General features: G+C 41.5%; 14 protein-coding genes and 1 pseudogene. 13 read left to right on the forward strand and 2 right to left on the reverse strand.

Annotated features, from left to right (window positions below):
* Window positions 1–72 precede the first annotated feature (72 nt).
* Both MHB45_RS02445 and MHB45_RS02450 read left to right on the forward strand, forming a co-directional pair.
* On the forward strand, window positions 73–1,620 hold the full coding sequence (locus MHB45_RS02445; protein ID WP_034315073.1) for a carbon-nitrogen hydrolase family protein: 1,548 nt from the start codon (window positions 73–75) through the stop codon (window positions 1,618–1,620).
* A gap of 152 nt (window positions 1,621–1,772) precedes the next feature.
* Complete coding sequence (locus MHB45_RS02450) at window positions 1,773–3,503, forward strand: phospho-sugar mutase (RefSeq protein ID WP_048689746.1); 1,731 nt, start codon at window positions 1,773–1,775, stop codon at window positions 3,501–3,503.
* Window positions 3,504–3,603: 100 nt separating this feature from the next.
* Here the strand turns inward: MHB45_RS02450 and MHB45_RS02455 are convergent.
* Window positions 3,604–3,893, reverse strand: a pseudogene (locus tag MHB45_RS02455) (transposase); the annotation flags it as partial.
* Window positions 3,894–4,252: 359 nt separating this feature from the next.
* Here MHB45_RS02455 and MHB45_RS02460 point away from each other — a divergent pair.
* Complete coding sequence (locus tag MHB45_RS02460) at window positions 4,253–4,780, forward strand: NADPH-dependent FMN reductase (protein WP_048689743.1); 528 nt, start codon at window positions 4,253–4,255, stop codon at window positions 4,778–4,780.
* Window positions 4,781–4,910: 130 nt separating this feature from the next.
* Here MHB45_RS02460 and MHB45_RS02465 read toward each other — a convergent pair whose 3' ends face one another.
* Window positions 4,911–5,153, reverse strand: coding sequence for a YhdB family protein (locus MHB45_RS02465; protein ID WP_048689737.1), 243 nt, complete (start codon window positions 5,151–5,153; stop codon window positions 4,911–4,913).
* Between the two features lie 132 nt (window positions 5,154–5,285).
* On the opposite strand from MHB45_RS02465, the gene MHB45_RS02470 reads away from it, so the two are divergent.
* The 10 genes from MHB45_RS02470 to MHB45_RS02515 all read left to right on the forward strand — a co-directional run bounded on the left by MHB45_RS02470 (window position 5,286) and on the right by MHB45_RS02515 (window position 15,947).
* Complete coding sequence (locus MHB45_RS02470) at window positions 5,286–6,254, forward strand: M14 family zinc carboxypeptidase (protein WP_048689734.1); 969 nt, start codon at window positions 5,286–5,288, stop codon at window positions 6,252–6,254.
* A gap of 49 nt (window positions 6,255–6,303) precedes the next feature.
* On the forward strand, window positions 6,304–6,624 hold the full coding sequence (locus MHB45_RS02475) for a DUF3889 domain-containing protein (RefSeq protein WP_053087474.1): 321 nt from the start codon (window positions 6,304–6,306) through the stop codon (window positions 6,622–6,624).
* Window positions 6,625–6,857: 233 nt separating this feature from the next.
* Complete coding sequence (locus MHB45_RS02480) at window positions 6,858–7,739, forward strand: radical SAM/SPASM domain-containing protein (protein WP_048689732.1); 882 nt, start codon at window positions 6,858–6,860, stop codon at window positions 7,737–7,739.
* A gap of 792 nt (window positions 7,740–8,531) precedes the next feature.
* Window positions 8,532–9,374, forward strand: coding sequence for a MurR/RpiR family transcriptional regulator (locus MHB45_RS02485; RefSeq protein ID WP_048689729.1), 843 nt, complete (start codon window positions 8,532–8,534; stop codon window positions 9,372–9,374).
* A gap of 68 nt (window positions 9,375–9,442) precedes the next feature.
* Window positions 9,443–10,591 carry a M20 peptidase aminoacylase family protein gene (locus MHB45_RS02490; protein ID WP_048689922.1) on the forward strand — a complete coding sequence of 383 codons (1,149 nt, stop codon included), beginning with the start codon at window positions 9,443–9,445 and terminating at the stop codon, window positions 10,589–10,591.
* Window positions 10,584–11,378, forward strand: a complete 795-nt coding sequence (locus tag MHB45_RS02495) for a GNAT family N-acetyltransferase (protein WP_048689727.1) — start codon at window positions 10,584–10,586, stop codon at window positions 11,376–11,378. The genes MHB45_RS02490 and MHB45_RS02495 overlap by 8 nt, the downstream gene beginning before the upstream one ends.
* A gap of 13 nt (window positions 11,379–11,391) precedes the next feature.
* The gene (gene menC, locus MHB45_RS02500) at window positions 11,392–12,504 is read left to right on the forward strand and encodes an o-succinylbenzoate synthase (RefSeq protein ID WP_048689724.1); all 1,113 of its coding nucleotides are present in this window, start codon (window positions 11,392–11,394) and stop codon (window positions 12,502–12,504) included.
* A gap of 135 nt (window positions 12,505–12,639) precedes the next feature.
* Window positions 12,640–13,719: a YkvI family membrane protein gene (locus tag MHB45_RS02505; RefSeq protein ID WP_048689721.1), complete on the forward strand. Its 1,080-nt coding sequence runs from the start codon at window positions 12,640–12,642 to the stop codon at window positions 13,717–13,719.
* Between the two features lie 162 nt (window positions 13,720–13,881).
* Complete coding sequence (locus MHB45_RS02510; protein WP_048689718.1) at window positions 13,882–15,297, forward strand: SpoVR family protein; 1,416 nt, start codon at window positions 13,882–13,884, stop codon at window positions 15,295–15,297.
* A gap of 164 nt (window positions 15,298–15,461) precedes the next feature.
* Entirely contained in the window at window positions 15,462–15,947 is a 486-nt protein-coding gene (locus MHB45_RS02515) for an arsinothricin resistance N-acetyltransferase ArsN1 family A (RefSeq protein WP_048689716.1), read from the forward strand.
* Window positions 15,948–15,952: the final 5 nt, after the last annotated feature.

Here is a 15,952-nt window from a genome sequence, read left to right on the forward strand (position 1 = left end):
TAGGTTCAGTTGTTTTAATTTTTGAATAAGGGGTATAATTCTTATGGAAGAGATTAAAGGAGTCTGAGGAAAATGCCTAATTTGGACCTGCATAAATATGAAAAAATAATGGAAATACGTAATATGAGGCTAGGAGACATAGATGAAATAATTGCTTTGCAGTCGAGTTGCTTTCCGGGAATGGTTCCCTGGAAGCGAGATCAGCTTGAGAGCCATCTGGCAATTTTTCCAGAAGGGCAGTTTGTGGCTGAATATGATGGAAAAGTGATTGGCTCATGTTCCAGCCTCATTATTAATTTTGACGAATATGATGACCGCCATACATGGGATGATGTAACCGATAATGGGTACATCACGAATCATAATCCGGACGGTTATAATTTATATGGAATCGAGGTCATGGTCCATCCTGAGTTCCGCAGGATGAAAATTGGTCAAAGACTATATGATTCACGGAAAGAACTTGTTGCCCACTTGAATTTAAAAAGCATCATTATCGGGGGCAGAATCCCCAATTACCATAAACATGCGGAGGAACTGTTACCAAGGGAGTATGTGAAGGAAGTTCAATTGCACAAAATATATGATCCGGTTCTTTCGTTCCAGCTTTTAAATGGGTTTACGCTTATGAGGATCAATCCGAATTATTTGCCGGACGATTTGCAATCCAATAAGTATGCTACGCTCATGGAGTGGAATAACGTTGATTATCAGCCGAAAACAAAACGTTACTATAAAACATCGGAACCGGTACGGATTTGCGTTGTGCAATACATGCTGCGTAAAATCGATTCATTCGATGACTTCGCTAACCAAGTCGAGTATTTCACCGACGTTGCTTCGGATGCCAATGCGGATTTCGCCGTGTTCCCGGAATTGTTCACAACCCAGCTGATGTCTTTCTTGAATGAAAGATCACCAAGCTTGGCTGTCAGGAAACTGTCGGATTTCACGGAGCAGTACATTGAATTGTTTACCACTTTAGCTGTAAGGTATAACGTCAATATCATCGGCGGTTCCCATTTCGTTAAAGAAGATGATGATAATATCTATAATATCGCTTATTTATTCCGTCGCGATGGGACGATTGAGAAGCAATATAAAATTCATATTACACCGAATGAAAGAAAATGGTGGGGTATTAACGCAGGTGACCGCGTTCGTGTCTTTGATACGGATTGTGGAAAAATCGCCATACAAATTTGTTATGATATTGAGTTCCCGGAACTCGCCCGGATTGCGACCGACATGGGAGCCAAAATCATATTCACCCCATTTTGTACAGAAGACAGGCAAGGCTACCTGCGAGTCCGTTATTGTGCCCAGGCCCGTGCCGTGGAAAACCAAATTTATACCGTCATTTCCGGAACGGTCGGAAATCTCCCGCAGACGGAAAATATGGATATCCAATATGCCCAATCGGGAATCTTCTCTCCATCGGATTTCGAATTTGCACGTGACGGCATAGTCGGGGAAACCAGCCCGAACCTTGAGATGGTCCTGATTGGCGATGTGGATTTGGAGATCTTAAGGCGGGAGCGTCAGTCCGGTACTGTAAAGCAATTGAAAGATCGCCGCCATGATATTTACCATCTGCATTACAAAGATGGCGGAAAATAGGAAGAAAACAGCTCGTGATGTGAAGAACACTGGATTAGGTTCTTTTCATTACGAGCCTTTACTTCATTTATTGGAATAAATATGATAATTTTGTATATGTAAGGCAGATACATAATAATTACAAATAAGGCGTTTGGGAGGAGATGTTGGAGATGGATTGGAAATCTTTATACACTACTTGGGCAGGGTACCAGAATTTAAATGGGGAATTACGTGTCCTCCTTGAGGAAATGCAGCAGGATGAAGCACAACTCGAAGATGCCTTTTATAAAAATCTAGAGTTTGGAACAGGCGGAATGCGTGGGGAAATCGGCGCGGGAACGAACCGGATGAATCTTTATACTGTAAGGAAGGCAACGGTTGGGTTGGCTCAATATATCTCTTCGTTTGGGGTAGAAGCAAAAGGAAGAGGGGCTGTGATCGCTTATGATTCGAGACATAAGTCCCCGGAATTTGCACTCGAAGCAGCTAAGACCTTGGCTACATTTGGGGTGAAGGCTTATTTATTCGATGAATTGCGTCCAACTCCAGAATTGTCATTTGCGGTTCGCGAGCTGAATGCTTTTGCTGGAATCGTCATCACGGCGAGCCACAATCCGCCTGAATATAATGGTTACAAGGTTTATGGGTCAGATGGGGCACAATTGCCACCGGAAGCAGCGGATCAGGTGATCAGCTATGTGAATGCCATTGAAAGTGAGCTTGAAATTCAGGTTGAAGAAGCTGAAGTCCTTAAAGGGCAGGGCCTCATCGAAATGATTGGTGAGGAATTGGACGCTGCCTATAATCGTGAGCTGCTGACGGTTCCCGAGAACCCGCAGCTTGCCGAGGAAATAGATGTGTCAATCGTCTTTACGCCGCTTCATGGAACGGCAAATAAATCAGTCAGGCGGGCACTGCAAAGCTTAGGGTATCAAAATTTGCATATCGTTAAGGAGCAGGAATTGCCGGATCCGGATTTTTCGACAGTTCAGTCTCCGAATCCAGAGGAACCAGCTGCATTTGAAATGGCCATCGAGCTTGGAAACAAGGTCGAGGCGGACTTATTGATAGCAACGGACCCAGATGCCGATAGGCTTGGAATTGCCGTTAAAAACGAGATGGGTCAATATGTTGTCCTGACTGGAAATCAAACAGGTGCACTTTTCCTGGACTATCTACTGTCCCAGAAAAAAGAGAAAGGAAAGATTCCCCAAAATGGAGTCGTCTTAAAAACCATCGTCACTTCGGAAATCGGGCGGACGATTGCCGAGTCATATGGCTTGAAGACGGTTGATGTACTTACCGGGTTTAAGTTCATCGCCGAGAAAATAAATCAGTATCATGAAAGCGGGGAAAGTAGCTTCTTGTTCGGATATGAAGAAAGCTACGGTTATCTGATTAAAGACTTTGCACGTGATAAGGATGCCATTCAAGCTGCAGTGCTTGCTGTCGAGGTTTGTGCCCATTATAAAAAGCAGGGATTGACACTATATGAAGGATTGCTGAATGTGTTTGAAAAGTACGGCTTTTACTTGGAAGGATTGCGTTCATTGACTTTAAAGGGCATTGAGGGAGCAAAACAGATTCAAGGAATATTGAATCAATTCCGTCAAAATCCTCCTTCCCGAATAGCTGGCATTCCGGTAGTCATTGAAGAAGATTACCAAAGCAGCAAGAAGCGTACATTACTTTCAAATGATGTAGAATTGATCGAGCTTCCGAAATCCAATGTATTGAAGTATTTCCTTGAGGATGGTACATGGGTTTGCCTGCGTCCTTCAGGCACCGAACCGAAAATTAAATTCTATTTCGGTGTCCAAGGTAAATCAATGCAAGAAGCTGAGTCCAAGTTATCGGGAGTCATGGAAGATTTCATGAGCAAGATTGAAGCATTGGTTTAAATGTATGAAAGCTAAACGAAAGACTTCTTCGGTCTTTCGTTTCAGTTTGTACAAAAGGGGTTCGGAATTAAAAATTCCGGACCCCTTTTAAAATTCCCTTTTTAAAGCGTCGTTCATAATTTTTCCCGAACGTTGAGAAATGAGGTGCTTTATTATGGAAACCCATAGCCTAAGAACCAACGGTAAGCCATATTTATTTCAACTTCTTCAATCGTTTTACGCATGGAACGAATACTGAAGGTATATTGAAGAACGTCAGTTTTTAACTAAAATACCTGGATCAATACTTGGGCGTCCTACCGCTGAATACATTTCTATCACCAAGTCATAAATAAAAGTTAAGTCAATGGAAGCCTCCATTTTACGAACCAAATGATTCGCCGGCACCAGTTAATCTAAAGTAATTATTTCAAGTTGATCTCGCTGATTAGAATGATGTTTCGAAAGCATCCTCATCACCTCAAGTTTTAATACACAGGCGCAAGTGTGCCGAGGGCGGACCGCCCGCGGAAAGCGTGGCCCTACGTTCCAATCAACGTCAAAATTTGTACAAGCAAAAAAAAATGTAGACAAACTCGATTTTCATCGAGTTTGTCTCTGAACGAAAGACTTCTCGGTCTTTCGGTTTTTTATTATGGCAATTTTTAGTTGAATGAAAAATCAAAATTCTAGGAAAATCCGTTTCGGTTTTGGTATACTGTATTGGCGACTGATCTCGGAAAACAACGGGAATAATGGAGGTTTAATTCATGAAATTAGTAATCATTAATGGTTCACCACGTAAACAAGGGCGTACGGGGATTGCCTCACGCTACATATCCAAGAAATTCGGAGCGGAACTTATTGATTTAAGCAATAGCGAAATCCCTTTATATTCAGGTGAAGGTGAGCAATATCAATTGGAAGTGATTCAAGGTCTCCGGAAAAGCATCGAGGAAGCTGATGGCGTAATTCTGACCACTCCGGAATATCATGGTTCCATGAGCGGAGCCTTGAAAAATGCCTTGGATTTTTTAAGTAGTGAACAATTCACACATAAACCTGTCGCTCTATTGGCTGTCTCCGGCGGAGGAAAAGGCGGGATCAATGCCTTGAATTCAATGAGGACAGTGGGTCGAAGCCTTTATGCAAATGTGATCGCAAAACAATTGGTTCTGGATCCGCATTGCTTCGATTACGAAAATGATGGTTTATTTGAAGAGTCTGCGGTACTTGTTGAAGGTATGATCGAAGAGCTTAAAATGTATGCAACTGCATATACTACAATGAAAAAATGATGAAATGAGGGTCAGGTATTCAATACCTGACCCTTCCTTGTTTTTATAGGGTTTCACCAGCCAAAGTTATATCCCCGATAATTAATCCTCTTGTATAAATTTTCCCGATTTGCAAAAACTATAGTTGATTTTAGCTTGGAAGTTCACTTAAATAATCACTTGTTTTTTCTGCCGCATGATCCAGATAACGAAGCAGTGCATACAGTTGGGATTGAACGATTTGATAATCATGCTCAAACCTGTAAGCGTGCAAAAAATGTTCTATTTTTTTCGAAAGAAAGTGATCTTTCGTTCGAACCATCAATACTAACAAGCTGTCCCAATCAGAACGGTGTGTGTGAAACAATGCCTGATCATAATCCGCAATCCTCATGTTCTTCTCCCCCTTAATAAGGAGCTATTTGTATTTTGTTCAGATCTGACAGAACATTTCCTTACAATAAGTGGCGATGTATTTGGACCGCGGTTGTTGCTTTTTACCTGAATAAAAATAAAAGGTGAGTACATGAGAAAAATAATGGTAATTGGAATATTGGTGCTTCTTTTTTTCCCTGAACCATCGCTGGCGGCAGAAGTGTATTCCCCTGAACAGCTGGAAATGGATTTGCAAGGAATTCAAAAGCAATATGGATTGGACGTTCAAATAATCGGACAAACTGAAAAGGGGAAAAATATAAAGGCAATCAGGTTAGGGAAAGGAAAAAAATCGATTTTGCTGGTGGGGTCACATCATGGACGGGAATGGCTCAGTTCCATACTTTTAATGCGCATGCTTGAAGAATATGCAGCCGCCTATCGAGCGGGCAAACCTGTCGGGGAATTTCCGTCGGAATCATTTGATGAAGTGAGCATCTGGTTCATCCCGATGCTGAATCCAGATGGCGTGAGCATCCAGCAAGGAGATTTATCCAATTTAAATGTTCTTGAAAAGGCTGCAGTATGGAAAATGAACCGATATAGCAGGAATTGGTCCCGATGGAAAGCCAACGCTAAAGGCATTGATTTGAATAGGCAATATCCGGCTGGATGGAAAGAAGTCATGAGTCATGAAACAAAACCGACGTATCAATTTTATAAAGGCGGACAACCACTGGAAGCAGCTGAAGTAAAAGCGCTTACGGATTTCACGAAGGAGATCGATCCCCTTATTGCTGTTTCCTATCATACCTCAGGAAGGGAAATCTTTTGGCATTACAAAAATAAACGGAAAAATATGGCAAGAGATTATGGGATTGCCAAAAAGACTGCCGAAATGACTGGGTATGAACTGACCTTTCCGGAGAAAGAAGCGGTAGGAAGCGGATTTACTGATTGGTTCATAACTGAATTCAGCCGCCCGGGAATGACGATTGAACTTAGTTATTTAGTGGATGAAACCAATCCGCCGTTGACTGTGTTTCCTGAAGAATGGAAGAGGAATCGATTAGTTGGAATCATGCTTGTAAAAGAAGCGAAGCAGCTGCATAACAACTGAACATTTTTACATAATAATACTAAGCGGAAAGTATGAGGAGGAAAAGATTTTGAAAAAAGTCATCGTGATGCTAATGGGGATTTTTTTAATCATACAAGCAGGATCCATTTCAGCACAGGCCCAAAAACCCGATTACGAAAAATACGGAAAGATTGCGATTACGATAGTGCAGGCAGATTATCCTGAAGTTGAGATTACCGACTACGAATATAAGGGCAGAAAAACTGTAGCGAAAAATCTCGTCGAAGACGATTTCAGATTTTTGGTCGAGGATAAAGGTCAGGAGTTCAATGTCATCGTTACCGTACAACATGATTGGAAAAATGAAAAATTACTTAGTTTGAAGGTCACGGAGCAAAAAGGAAAGTGAGATCAGGACAAATTCCAGGTAGGCATCTTACCGAACATCTTCACTTCGAGAAGATGTTTTTTTCTGATTTCTTTTAAAAGTTGTCCGGAAAAGGGGATAACGGATTCGTAATTAAAAGAAAGTGATTCCAATATGGTCAGCTGCCATGAAGTTTTCATTGCATTTATGAGCAGCTAACCAGTATAGTTAGTATCAGATTGAAACAATAAGCTTGATTGTAGGGGTAGTAGAAAATGAGAAAGTTTAAGAAAGTTTATGTGGAAATTACGAATATATGTAATTTGAAGTGTAATTTTTGCCCAAGTTCCAGCTTGCAAAGGACCCTGAAATTCATGGATCCTGAAGGGTTTACGGAAGTTATCAAGAAAATCAAACCACACACCGATCATATTTATTTTCATCTGATGGGTGAACCGTTTTTAAATAAAAATTTGGGTACATTCCTGGATATCAGTGCTGAAAATGACCTGAAGGTTAATATTACAACGAACGGTACTTTGATTCAAAAGGTCAAAGACAAGCTGCTCTCCAAAAAAGCCCTCCGGCAGGTGAATATTTCACTTCATAGCTTTGAGGCAAACGATACGACCAATAGTCTTGACTCTTATGTCAGTAATATTGCCGATTTCATAAATGAAGCAAATGAAAAAAGTGAAGTGATTTGTGCCATTCGTTTATGGAATATGGATACGGCTGAATTAAAAGCGAGTAATGGCCTGAACGATGATATTCTGAGCATGCTGGAGGAGAAGCTTTCATTGGACATTCGCTTAAGTGATGCTCTTCAGCAAAAGAATAATATTAAGTTAAGGGACCGGGTTTATATAAACATGGCCGAAAAATTCGAGTGGCCGGAATTGGACCGTGACATTATCGATGAAAATATTTTTTGCTATGCTCTTAGAGATCAGTTAGGTATCTTGGTGGATGGTACAGTCGTACCTTGTTGTTTGGATAGTGAAGGGAAAATACCGCTTGGAAATATATTCGAAACATCACTTGAAGACATTTTAAATGGTGAACGGGCTAAAAATATGTATGATGGTTTCTCAAGAAGATGTGCAGTTGAAGAATTATGTAAACGGTGTGGCTACGCAAAGCGTCATAAAAAATAAATAGAGGAAAATAACGGAGTTCATTTCGTGGTTTCAGACTGTAGACAAACTTGATGAAAATCAGTTTGCCTGCAGTTTTTTTATTGGAAAATTTCAGGTGATTGCAGAAATCCGCTCCCTTTCCGCCGATTGTCTGCCAAGCCGCATCAAAGCAAGCGTCTGAGGGGTCTCGGCTAGCAGGTAAATTCGGCAGGAGCGTCGCAAATTTCTTCAATCCAACGAGATTAGGCAATAAAAAAACATGAAAGATAATCAAGTTTATTTTTATCTTGGTTCAGGGCGAGACAATCCGAAACTCCTTTTGTCGAAAAAGTGATGGAACCCCCAGACTGTAGACGAATTGGAGAAGAGCCAGTTTCCCTACAATATTTCTTTTGAAAAAAGTTCCAGTTGATTGGAACGGAAGGTACGAGACTCCAGCGGGAAAAGCGTGTCGAGGGAGGCCCCGCAGTCGCAAGGAGCGCCAAGGGCGGACCGCCCGCGGAAAGCGAGTGCCTGGAGTGGAAATCATTACACATACCCTCTTTCAGAAATCCGCTCCCTTTTAGCCTACTGAAAACCATCCTCGTACTCCGAACCCCATCTTATTTCGCCAAGCTGAAACCATGGAGTCCATCTCTGGTTTTTTTGTGCTTGAAGGACATTGCCACCATCTTATTATTAAAAATTCAGAATATTATTGTTTTATTAAAAGGACCGTGATAAAATACTCACTATTATTAATGAAGTTAATACTTCATATTGTCATATAAAAAGTATTGGATTCATATCTTGCTTCAGAGGGGATGTTTTATGGATTTACAGCAAAAAGTTAAAGAAGTATTCCCTGGTTTATCTACTGGTCAAAAAAAGGTAGCAAAATACTTGTTGGTGCATTCACATACATTTGCAGTCACTTCAGCTCAAAAGCTCGGAAAAGACATTGGGGTGAGTGAAACGACCATCATCCGCTTTTGCTATTCATTGGGGTTAAGCGGATATGCAGAGCTTCAAAACCTTATTCGAAATCAGTTGATATACGAGAGCAGCAGTTTGAATGAATATCATTCTTCAAAACTTGAAGCCGCGAGTCAGCCAAACTTCATGGCTCAAGTAATGGGGCAGGATATCATCAGCATCGAAAAGACCATGAAAAATTTATCAAATGAAGATTTCGCCAAAACAGTCGATAAATTGGCGGCAGCTGACAATGTTTTGATATCCGGACACCGTTTATCATTTTCGGCAGCACATTGGTTAACCTTTACACTTAGGCTTGTTAGGGAAGAGGTTCATTTATATCGGCCTGATACTGATGATATATTTTTAATGTTGAATAAAATGACTGAAAATTCCGTTTTTGTAGCCATTTCTTTTCACCGCTATGTTAAAGAGACTGTGAAAATAACGGAAATGGCCAAAAAAGCGGGTGCATTTGTAATTGGGGTTACGGATTCCGAACTGGCTCCGATTGCGGAATACACTGACATTTTATTGCCCATTTCAACACCAAGGACTTCCACGATCGATACGGCACCAGTGTTATTCTCATTATTGAATAGTTTAGTAGCTGGTGTATCGATTAAGGATGAACAAGGATTCAAAGAAAGAAAAGCTATATATGATGCGTTCAATCAAGACGATTATTTCTTTTGAGATAAAACATCCATCAGTTGGTGAACAAGCCCATTAAACCGGTATATAAGGGGGAGATAGAAATGGATATCACACAAACCATCGAAAAATTAAGGCCGCGTATACTCGATATTTTTGACCATTTACACGCAAATCCAGAAACGAGTTGGAATGAGGTGAATACGACAGCTTTCATTTCAAATATTTTAACGGGGAATCAGTGTAAAGTAAAAACATTCGAGGACTGTACAGGTGTGGTTGGCGAAATCGGGGATGGGGATTTCACGGTCGGATTACGATCGGATATCGATGCGCTTTGGCAGGAGGTGCAAGGGACGTTTCAAGCCAATCATTCCTGTGGACACGATGGTCATATGACCTTGGCACTTGGAGTATTTCTTGTATTGAAGGAAATGGGCTTTCGTCCAAGAGGCAAGCTGAAATTCATTTTCCAACCTGCTGAAGAAAAAGGCACGGGCGCCTTGAAGATGATTGAAGAAGAAGTATTGAATAATGTCGATTTCCTTTATGGAGTGCACTTAAGACCGGTTGAGGAAGTGAAAGATGGGCAAGCGGCGCCAGCCATTATGCATGGAGCCGCTCAGTTCATTAAAGGTGAAATAGCGGGAACTGATGCGCATGGAGCCAGACCGCATCAAGGGCAGAATGCCATCGAGATAGGAGCGGCATTCATCACCTTGTTAAATGGAATCCATCTCAATCCGTCCATCCCTTATTCCGTAAAAATGACGCAGTTTTTTGCTGGCGGCGAAAGTTCCAATATCATCCCGGGGAGAGCCACTTTTTCATTGGATTTACGGGCACAGGATAATGCAGTGATGAAAGAGCTCACCAAAAAGGTGGAAAAGGTTGCAGAATCTTTGGCCATTGTCCATGGAGTCGAAGTGAAACTCGAACCGGGAACCTGTGTTGCTGCAGCAACCGTGAACGATCAAGCACAGGAAATAATGTCTGAAGCGATAGCCGATACACTTGGGGAAGAAAATTTGGTAGCGCCTGTCATTACAACAGGAGGAGAGGATTTTCATTTTTATACGTTGAAAAGACCTGAACTCAAAGCGACGATGCTTGGATTGGGCTGTGATTTGGCACCAGGGCTCCATCATCCGAACATGACATTCAACAAAGAAGCTTTGTTATCTGGAATTGAAATCTTAGCCAAAGCCATCATACTCACTTTCGAGAAGTATGGAGGGGAGGGCCCCTTACATGACTGATGAATTCATCATCAAATCCCTATCCGCACTAGAGGATTTACAAGAAGTGCAGCGGCTGGAAGCCCTTGTATGGGGCATGGATTGCGTTCCCATCCATCAGACGATTACAGCAGTCAAAAACGGCGGGCTTGTATTAGGCGGCTATATCAATGGCCAGTTAGTCGGGTTTCAATACAGTTTCCCGGGATTCAAGGACGGAAGGGGATATCTTTGTTCACATATGTTAGCCATCCATCCGGCCCATCAAAAGAAGGGCTACGGCAGATTACTTAAACTTGCACAAAAAGAAGAAGCACTCAAAAAGGGCTACGACTTGATCACATGGACATATGATCCATTGGAAAGTGTGAATGCAAACTTGAATATCGGTAAGCTAAAAGCTGTATGCTCTACATATATGGAAGATTGTTATGGAAATATGAAGGATACCCTCAATGAAGGACTTTCCACTGATCGATTCATGGTGGAATGGAATATACGGCAGGAAGCAAAGGACGAGACTCCGCTTCCTGATAAAGCCATACACATCGTAACGACAGGAATGAATGACCAAGGCTTTCCTTATATCAAGGATTATCATTTCGAAACCAATGCCGAGGTGATCGCCATCCCCATTCCGACGGATATTCAACAAATCAAAAAATCTGATCTTCACCTTGCGATTGATTGGCGGTTAAAAACCGGTGAATTATTCAAAGCTCTTTTTGCCAAAGGATATGTTGCTGCCGGGATCGAACGGGAACAAGGTGAAAACATTCAAAACTATTTATTAAAAAAACAAGAATAAGAGGGGAATCGGGATGAAAATAACGGAAGTGCGTTTACGTCATTTAAATATGGATTTGGTAGCTCCCTTTACAACAAGCTTTGGAACGTTTGTGGATAAGGAGTTCATTCTTGTGGAAGTGAAAAATGGAGAGGGACTTTCAGGCTGGGCTGAATCTGTGGCATTTTCAGCACCTTGGTATAACGAAGAAACGATAAAAACCAATTGGAACATGCTGGAGGATTTCCTGATTCCGGTTGTATTGGATAAAGAAATAGAGCATCCTCGTGATGTATCGGATATGTTCTCGCATATTCGTAAAAATAATATGGCAAAATCGGCAATCGAGGGAGCCATCTGGGATTTATACGCAAAAGAAAAGAATATCCCTTTAAGTATGGCTTTAGGCGGGGAGCTGGAAAAGATCGATGTTGGGATCAGTATCGGCATCCAAAAAACGGTACCTGAATTACTGGCAAAGATAGAAGCTGGATTGAAGGATGGGTATAAAAGAATCAAAATGAAAATTCAACCAGGTTGGGATGTTGACGTAATCAGGGAAGTGCGCAATCTATATCCCGATATTCCGATAATGGCAGATGCAAACTCCGCTTACCGGCTGAAAGACATTGAATTACTCAAACAACTTGATCAATTTGATTTAATGATGATCGAGCAGCCTTTGTCATCGGATGATATTGTCGATCATGCCACATTACAAGCGGAAATCAAAACACCGATTTGCTTAGATGAAAGTATACATTCCGTCGAAGATGCGAGAAAAGCCCTTGAATTGGGAAGCTGTAAAATCATTAATATTAAGATAGGCAGGGTTGGCGGTTTAACGGAAGCTATGAAAATACACGAATTATGTAAAGAAAGGAATGTACCGGTTTGGTGCGGAGGCATGTTGGAATCTGGTGTGGGGCGTGCCCATAATATCGCATTGACAACACTTGATAACTTCACGATGCCTGGTGATACGGCAGCATCCGCGAATTATTGGCATAAAGACATCATCCAACCGGAGGTTACAGTGAATGATGGGGTCATAACCGTTCCAAAAGCGGCAGGCATTGGCTATGAAGTAGATTACACTGCGGTCGATGAATTCACTTCCTATAGTAAAAGATATACAAATAAATAAGAGTTGAATTAAAGGACCTCCCGGCTTCATGGGCAATCGCCCGTTAACTTGAAGCTGGGAGGATAATGATGAAAGGAAAGATATTCTCATAACTTAAATTGTCAGAATAATCATATAATTAAGGTGGTATTAGATATGAAAAACAGTATAAATCTTGGAGGAGCATATATTGGAATCATCATTGGAGCAGGTTTCGCTTCAGGACAAGAAGTGTTACAGTTCTTCACGAGTTTTGGAATCTACAGTGTATTGGGAATTGTGGTGGCGACAGTTTTATTCGCGTTTTTGGGCATGCAAGTTACCCAGTTGGGGAGCACTCTCCAGACACGTTCCCATAAAAGCATCATCGATCATATTTGCGGCCGCTATATAGGCAGGGTGGTCGATATTATCATCACATTTTTCTTGTTTGGCGTTACAGTCATCATGATTGCCGGCTCAGGAACGATTTTTGAGGAACAATTCGGGATTCCAAGCATGGTCGGTGCAATCGTCATGACGGTGCTCACGATCGGTACGCTTTTACTTAATGTTAATAAAATAATGTCCATCATTAGTGCCGTCACACCGTTTTTATTCGTTATCATGATCATTATTTCAGGTTATTCATTTTTCACATCCAATCTAAGTTTCAATCAAATCATTTCATCTTCAAGTAAAGGAACGGCTGCTACCGGAAATTGGTTGATGGGTTCATTACTTTATGTTTCATATAATATGACTGCCGGAATTGCCATGCTGGCCGTAATGGGCGGGACCTTCAAGAATAAGAAACAGGCTGGAATGGGAGGAATCCTGGGGGGGATCGGATTGGGGATCCTGTTATTTTTGATTAATATGGGGATGATGTCCGACTTGAAGGGCATAGAAGGCTCTGGTATGCCTACCCTTCATTTAGCGAATCAGATTTCTCCATGGTTGGGATTTATCCTATCAATCATCCTTTTAGGAATGATTTATAATACAGCTGTCGGGATGCTGTATGCATTCACCGCCAGGCTGGTGCCTGCGGAAACGAAACGATTTAAATTATCCGTGATTATAGTCGGGATTCTCGCCTTCCTTGCAAGTTTCGTTGGCTTTATTAAATTGGTTGGGACGGTATACCCAATCACAGGATACTTAGGTTTTGTCATCATTGCAGCGCTCATCATTTCCTGGGTCCGTTCAAAAATGAAAAAAGAGGCTGTGAATCCGGAATTAGCGAAATTTTAATATCAAAGGGATTGAGTGCAGAACTGCATGAAACATTTGGCCTGACATCTTCTTCATGGAGGTGTTTTTTTCTGTTATCGAGGACCTTTACTCATGATCACGGCATTTTTCCTCCTTTTTTTCATACATTAGTTTAAAGGCGGAAGACAAGGGGGATATCGGATGAATGAAGCGGAGCAAAAGGCTCTGGAATATGCCATTAGTGAAATTACAGAAATAGCAACGGGGTTCGGGTTGGATTTTTACCCGATGCGCTATGAAATTTGCCCTTCAGAAATCATTTATACATTTGGTGCCTATGGGATGCCGACCCGTTTTTCTCATTGGAGCTTTGGAAAGCAATTTCATAAAATGAAGCTGCAGTACGACTTTGGATTAAGTAAAATCTATGAACTGGTCATTAACTCTGATCCTTGTTACGCTTTTCTGCTGGACTCCAATTCACTTGTACAAAATAAATTGATTGTTGCCCACGTTTTGGCGCATTGTGACTTCTTTAAGAATAATATACGTTTCAATAATACCAAGAGGGATATGGTAGAAAGTATGTCGGCAACGGCAGAAAGAATCCGTGAATATGAAATCCTGCATGGCAAAAAGGAAGTGGAAACCTTCCTCGATGCACTTTTAGCCATTGAGGAACATATCGATCCGTCGCTGATGAGACCGAAGCTTGCCTGGACGATGGAAGATGAGGAAGAAGAAGAGGAAATAAAACCGACTGCCACACAATACGATGATTTATGGAATCTTGATAATAAGGATAAACCGCAGAAATCCAACATTAAAAAAAGAAAAAAATTCCCGCCAAGGCCAGAAAAGGATATTATGCTTTTCATAGAACAGTACAGCAGGGATTTAACCGAATGGCAGCGGGATATCATGACGATGATCAGGGAAGAGATGCTATATTTCTGGCCGCAGCTGGAAACGAAAATCATGAACGAAGGCTGGGCATCCTACTGGCATCAGCGCATTATCCGTGAATTGGATCTATCCTCAGGGGAAGCGATTGAATTCGCGAAACTGAACGCAGGTGTCGTGCAGCCTTCACGGACCAGCATCAATCCTTATTATCTAGGCTTGAAAGTGCTTGAAGATATTGAAGAACGCTATGATAATCCGACCGAAGAAATGATCAGGCTCGGCGTCAAGCCAGGATCTGGCCGGGAAAAGATGTTCGAAGTCAGGGAAATCGAATCGGATATTTCCTTTCTCCGCAATTATTTGACGAAGGATCTTGTCATGCGGGAGGATATGTACCTTTTCCAAAAGCAGGGGAAGGATTATAAAATCGTCGATAAGGCATGGGAACATGTACGTGATCAACTTGTGAGCATGAGGGTTAACGGAGGTTTCCCTTATATCACAGTTAACGATGGGGACTTCATGCGTAATGGGGAACTTTATCTAAAACATTGGTATGAAGATATTGAGCTGGATCTGAAATATCTCGAAAAAGTCATGCCATATATCCATCAGCTTTGGGGGCGCTCCGTGCATATGGAATCAGTCATAGAAGGAAAAGAAGTCCTGTTTTCTTATGATGGAAAAGGCATTCACCGGAAATATTTATAAAGTTGATAAAACTGCCGGTCACTCGGCAGTTTTCTTGTTTCAAGCACTTTTTATTCGTATAGTGATCCTTTCTATAAAAAAAAATATTTGTAATTTGCAACTATTGATGTTATAAATCAACTAAGAATATTAAAAAATCATTTGGCAAACGAAAGGGGAAAGGCATGATCATTCGTGAAGCGATGGAAACAGACTTGGAATCGGTCAAAGATATATACAATCAAGGGATTGAGGATAGAATTGCCACGTTGGAAACGGAAACGAAGGATCAAGCCTACATGGAGGAATGGTTTGCCAAGCATATCGGGCGATATAAGCTGATTGTCGCCGAGCAAGATGGGGAAATTGTCGGTTGGGCTTCCTTGAATCCATATAACAGTCGTGATGCTTATAAAGGGGTTGCCGATTTATCCGTTTATATCTCAAGAGATCATCGTGGAAAAGGGGTTGGCGGTTTATTGCTGCAATCCATCGAAAAGCTCGCAAAAGAAAATGCCTTCAATAAAATTGTGTTATTCACTTTTCCCTTTAACCAGATGGGGCAAGGATTGTACAAAAAACGGGGGTATAGAGAAGTGGGAGTGTTTAAGAACCAGGGAATTTTAGACGGTGAATTTGTCGATGTGATGGCTATGGAGAAATTACTGTAAACAAT

Source organism: Peribacillus sp. FSL K6-5616 (genome assembly GCF_038008245.1).
Lineage (GTDB): Bacteria > Bacillota > Bacilli > Bacillales > DSM-1321 > Peribacillus > Peribacillus frigoritolerans.

Coding starts and splice junctions, on each gene's coding strand:
- MHB45_RS02505 (WP_048689721.1), top strand. CDS start 12,640: ATGAAAAACAGTATAAATCTTGGAGGAGCATATATTGGAATCATCATT.
- MHB45_RS02460 (WP_048689743.1), top strand. CDS start 4,253: ATGAAATTAGTAATCATTAATGGTTCACCACGTAAACAAGGGCGTACG.
- MHB45_RS02445 (WP_034315073.1), top strand. CDS start 73: ATGCCTAATTTGGACCTGCATAAATATGAAAAAATAATGGAAATACGT.
- MHB45_RS02450 (WP_048689746.1), top strand. CDS start 1,773: ATGGATTGGAAATCTTTATACACTACTTGGGCAGGGTACCAGAATTTA.
- menC (WP_048689724.1), top strand. CDS start 11,392: ATGAAAATAACGGAAGTGCGTTTACGTCATTTAAATATGGATTTGGTA.
- MHB45_RS02495 (WP_048689727.1), top strand. CDS start 10,584: ATGACTGATGAATTCATCATCAAATCCCTATCCGCACTAGAGGATTTA.
- MHB45_RS02485 (WP_048689729.1), top strand. CDS start 8,532: ATGGATTTACAGCAAAAAGTTAAAGAAGTATTCCCTGGTTTATCTACT.
- MHB45_RS02515 (WP_048689716.1), top strand. CDS start 15,462: ATGATCATTCGTGAAGCGATGGAAACAGACTTGGAATCGGTCAAAGAT.
- MHB45_RS02510 (WP_048689718.1), top strand. CDS start 13,882: ATGAATGAAGCGGAGCAAAAGGCTCTGGAATATGCCATTAGTGAAATT.
- MHB45_RS02470 (WP_048689734.1), top strand. CDS start 5,286: ATGAGAAAAATAATGGTAATTGGAATATTGGTGCTTCTTTTTTTCCCT.
- MHB45_RS02465 (WP_048689737.1), bottom strand. CDS start 5,153: ATGAGGATTGCGGATTATGATCAGGCATTGTTTCACACACACCGTTCT.
- MHB45_RS02480 (WP_048689732.1), top strand. CDS start 6,858: ATGAGAAAGTTTAAGAAAGTTTATGTGGAAATTACGAATATATGTAAT.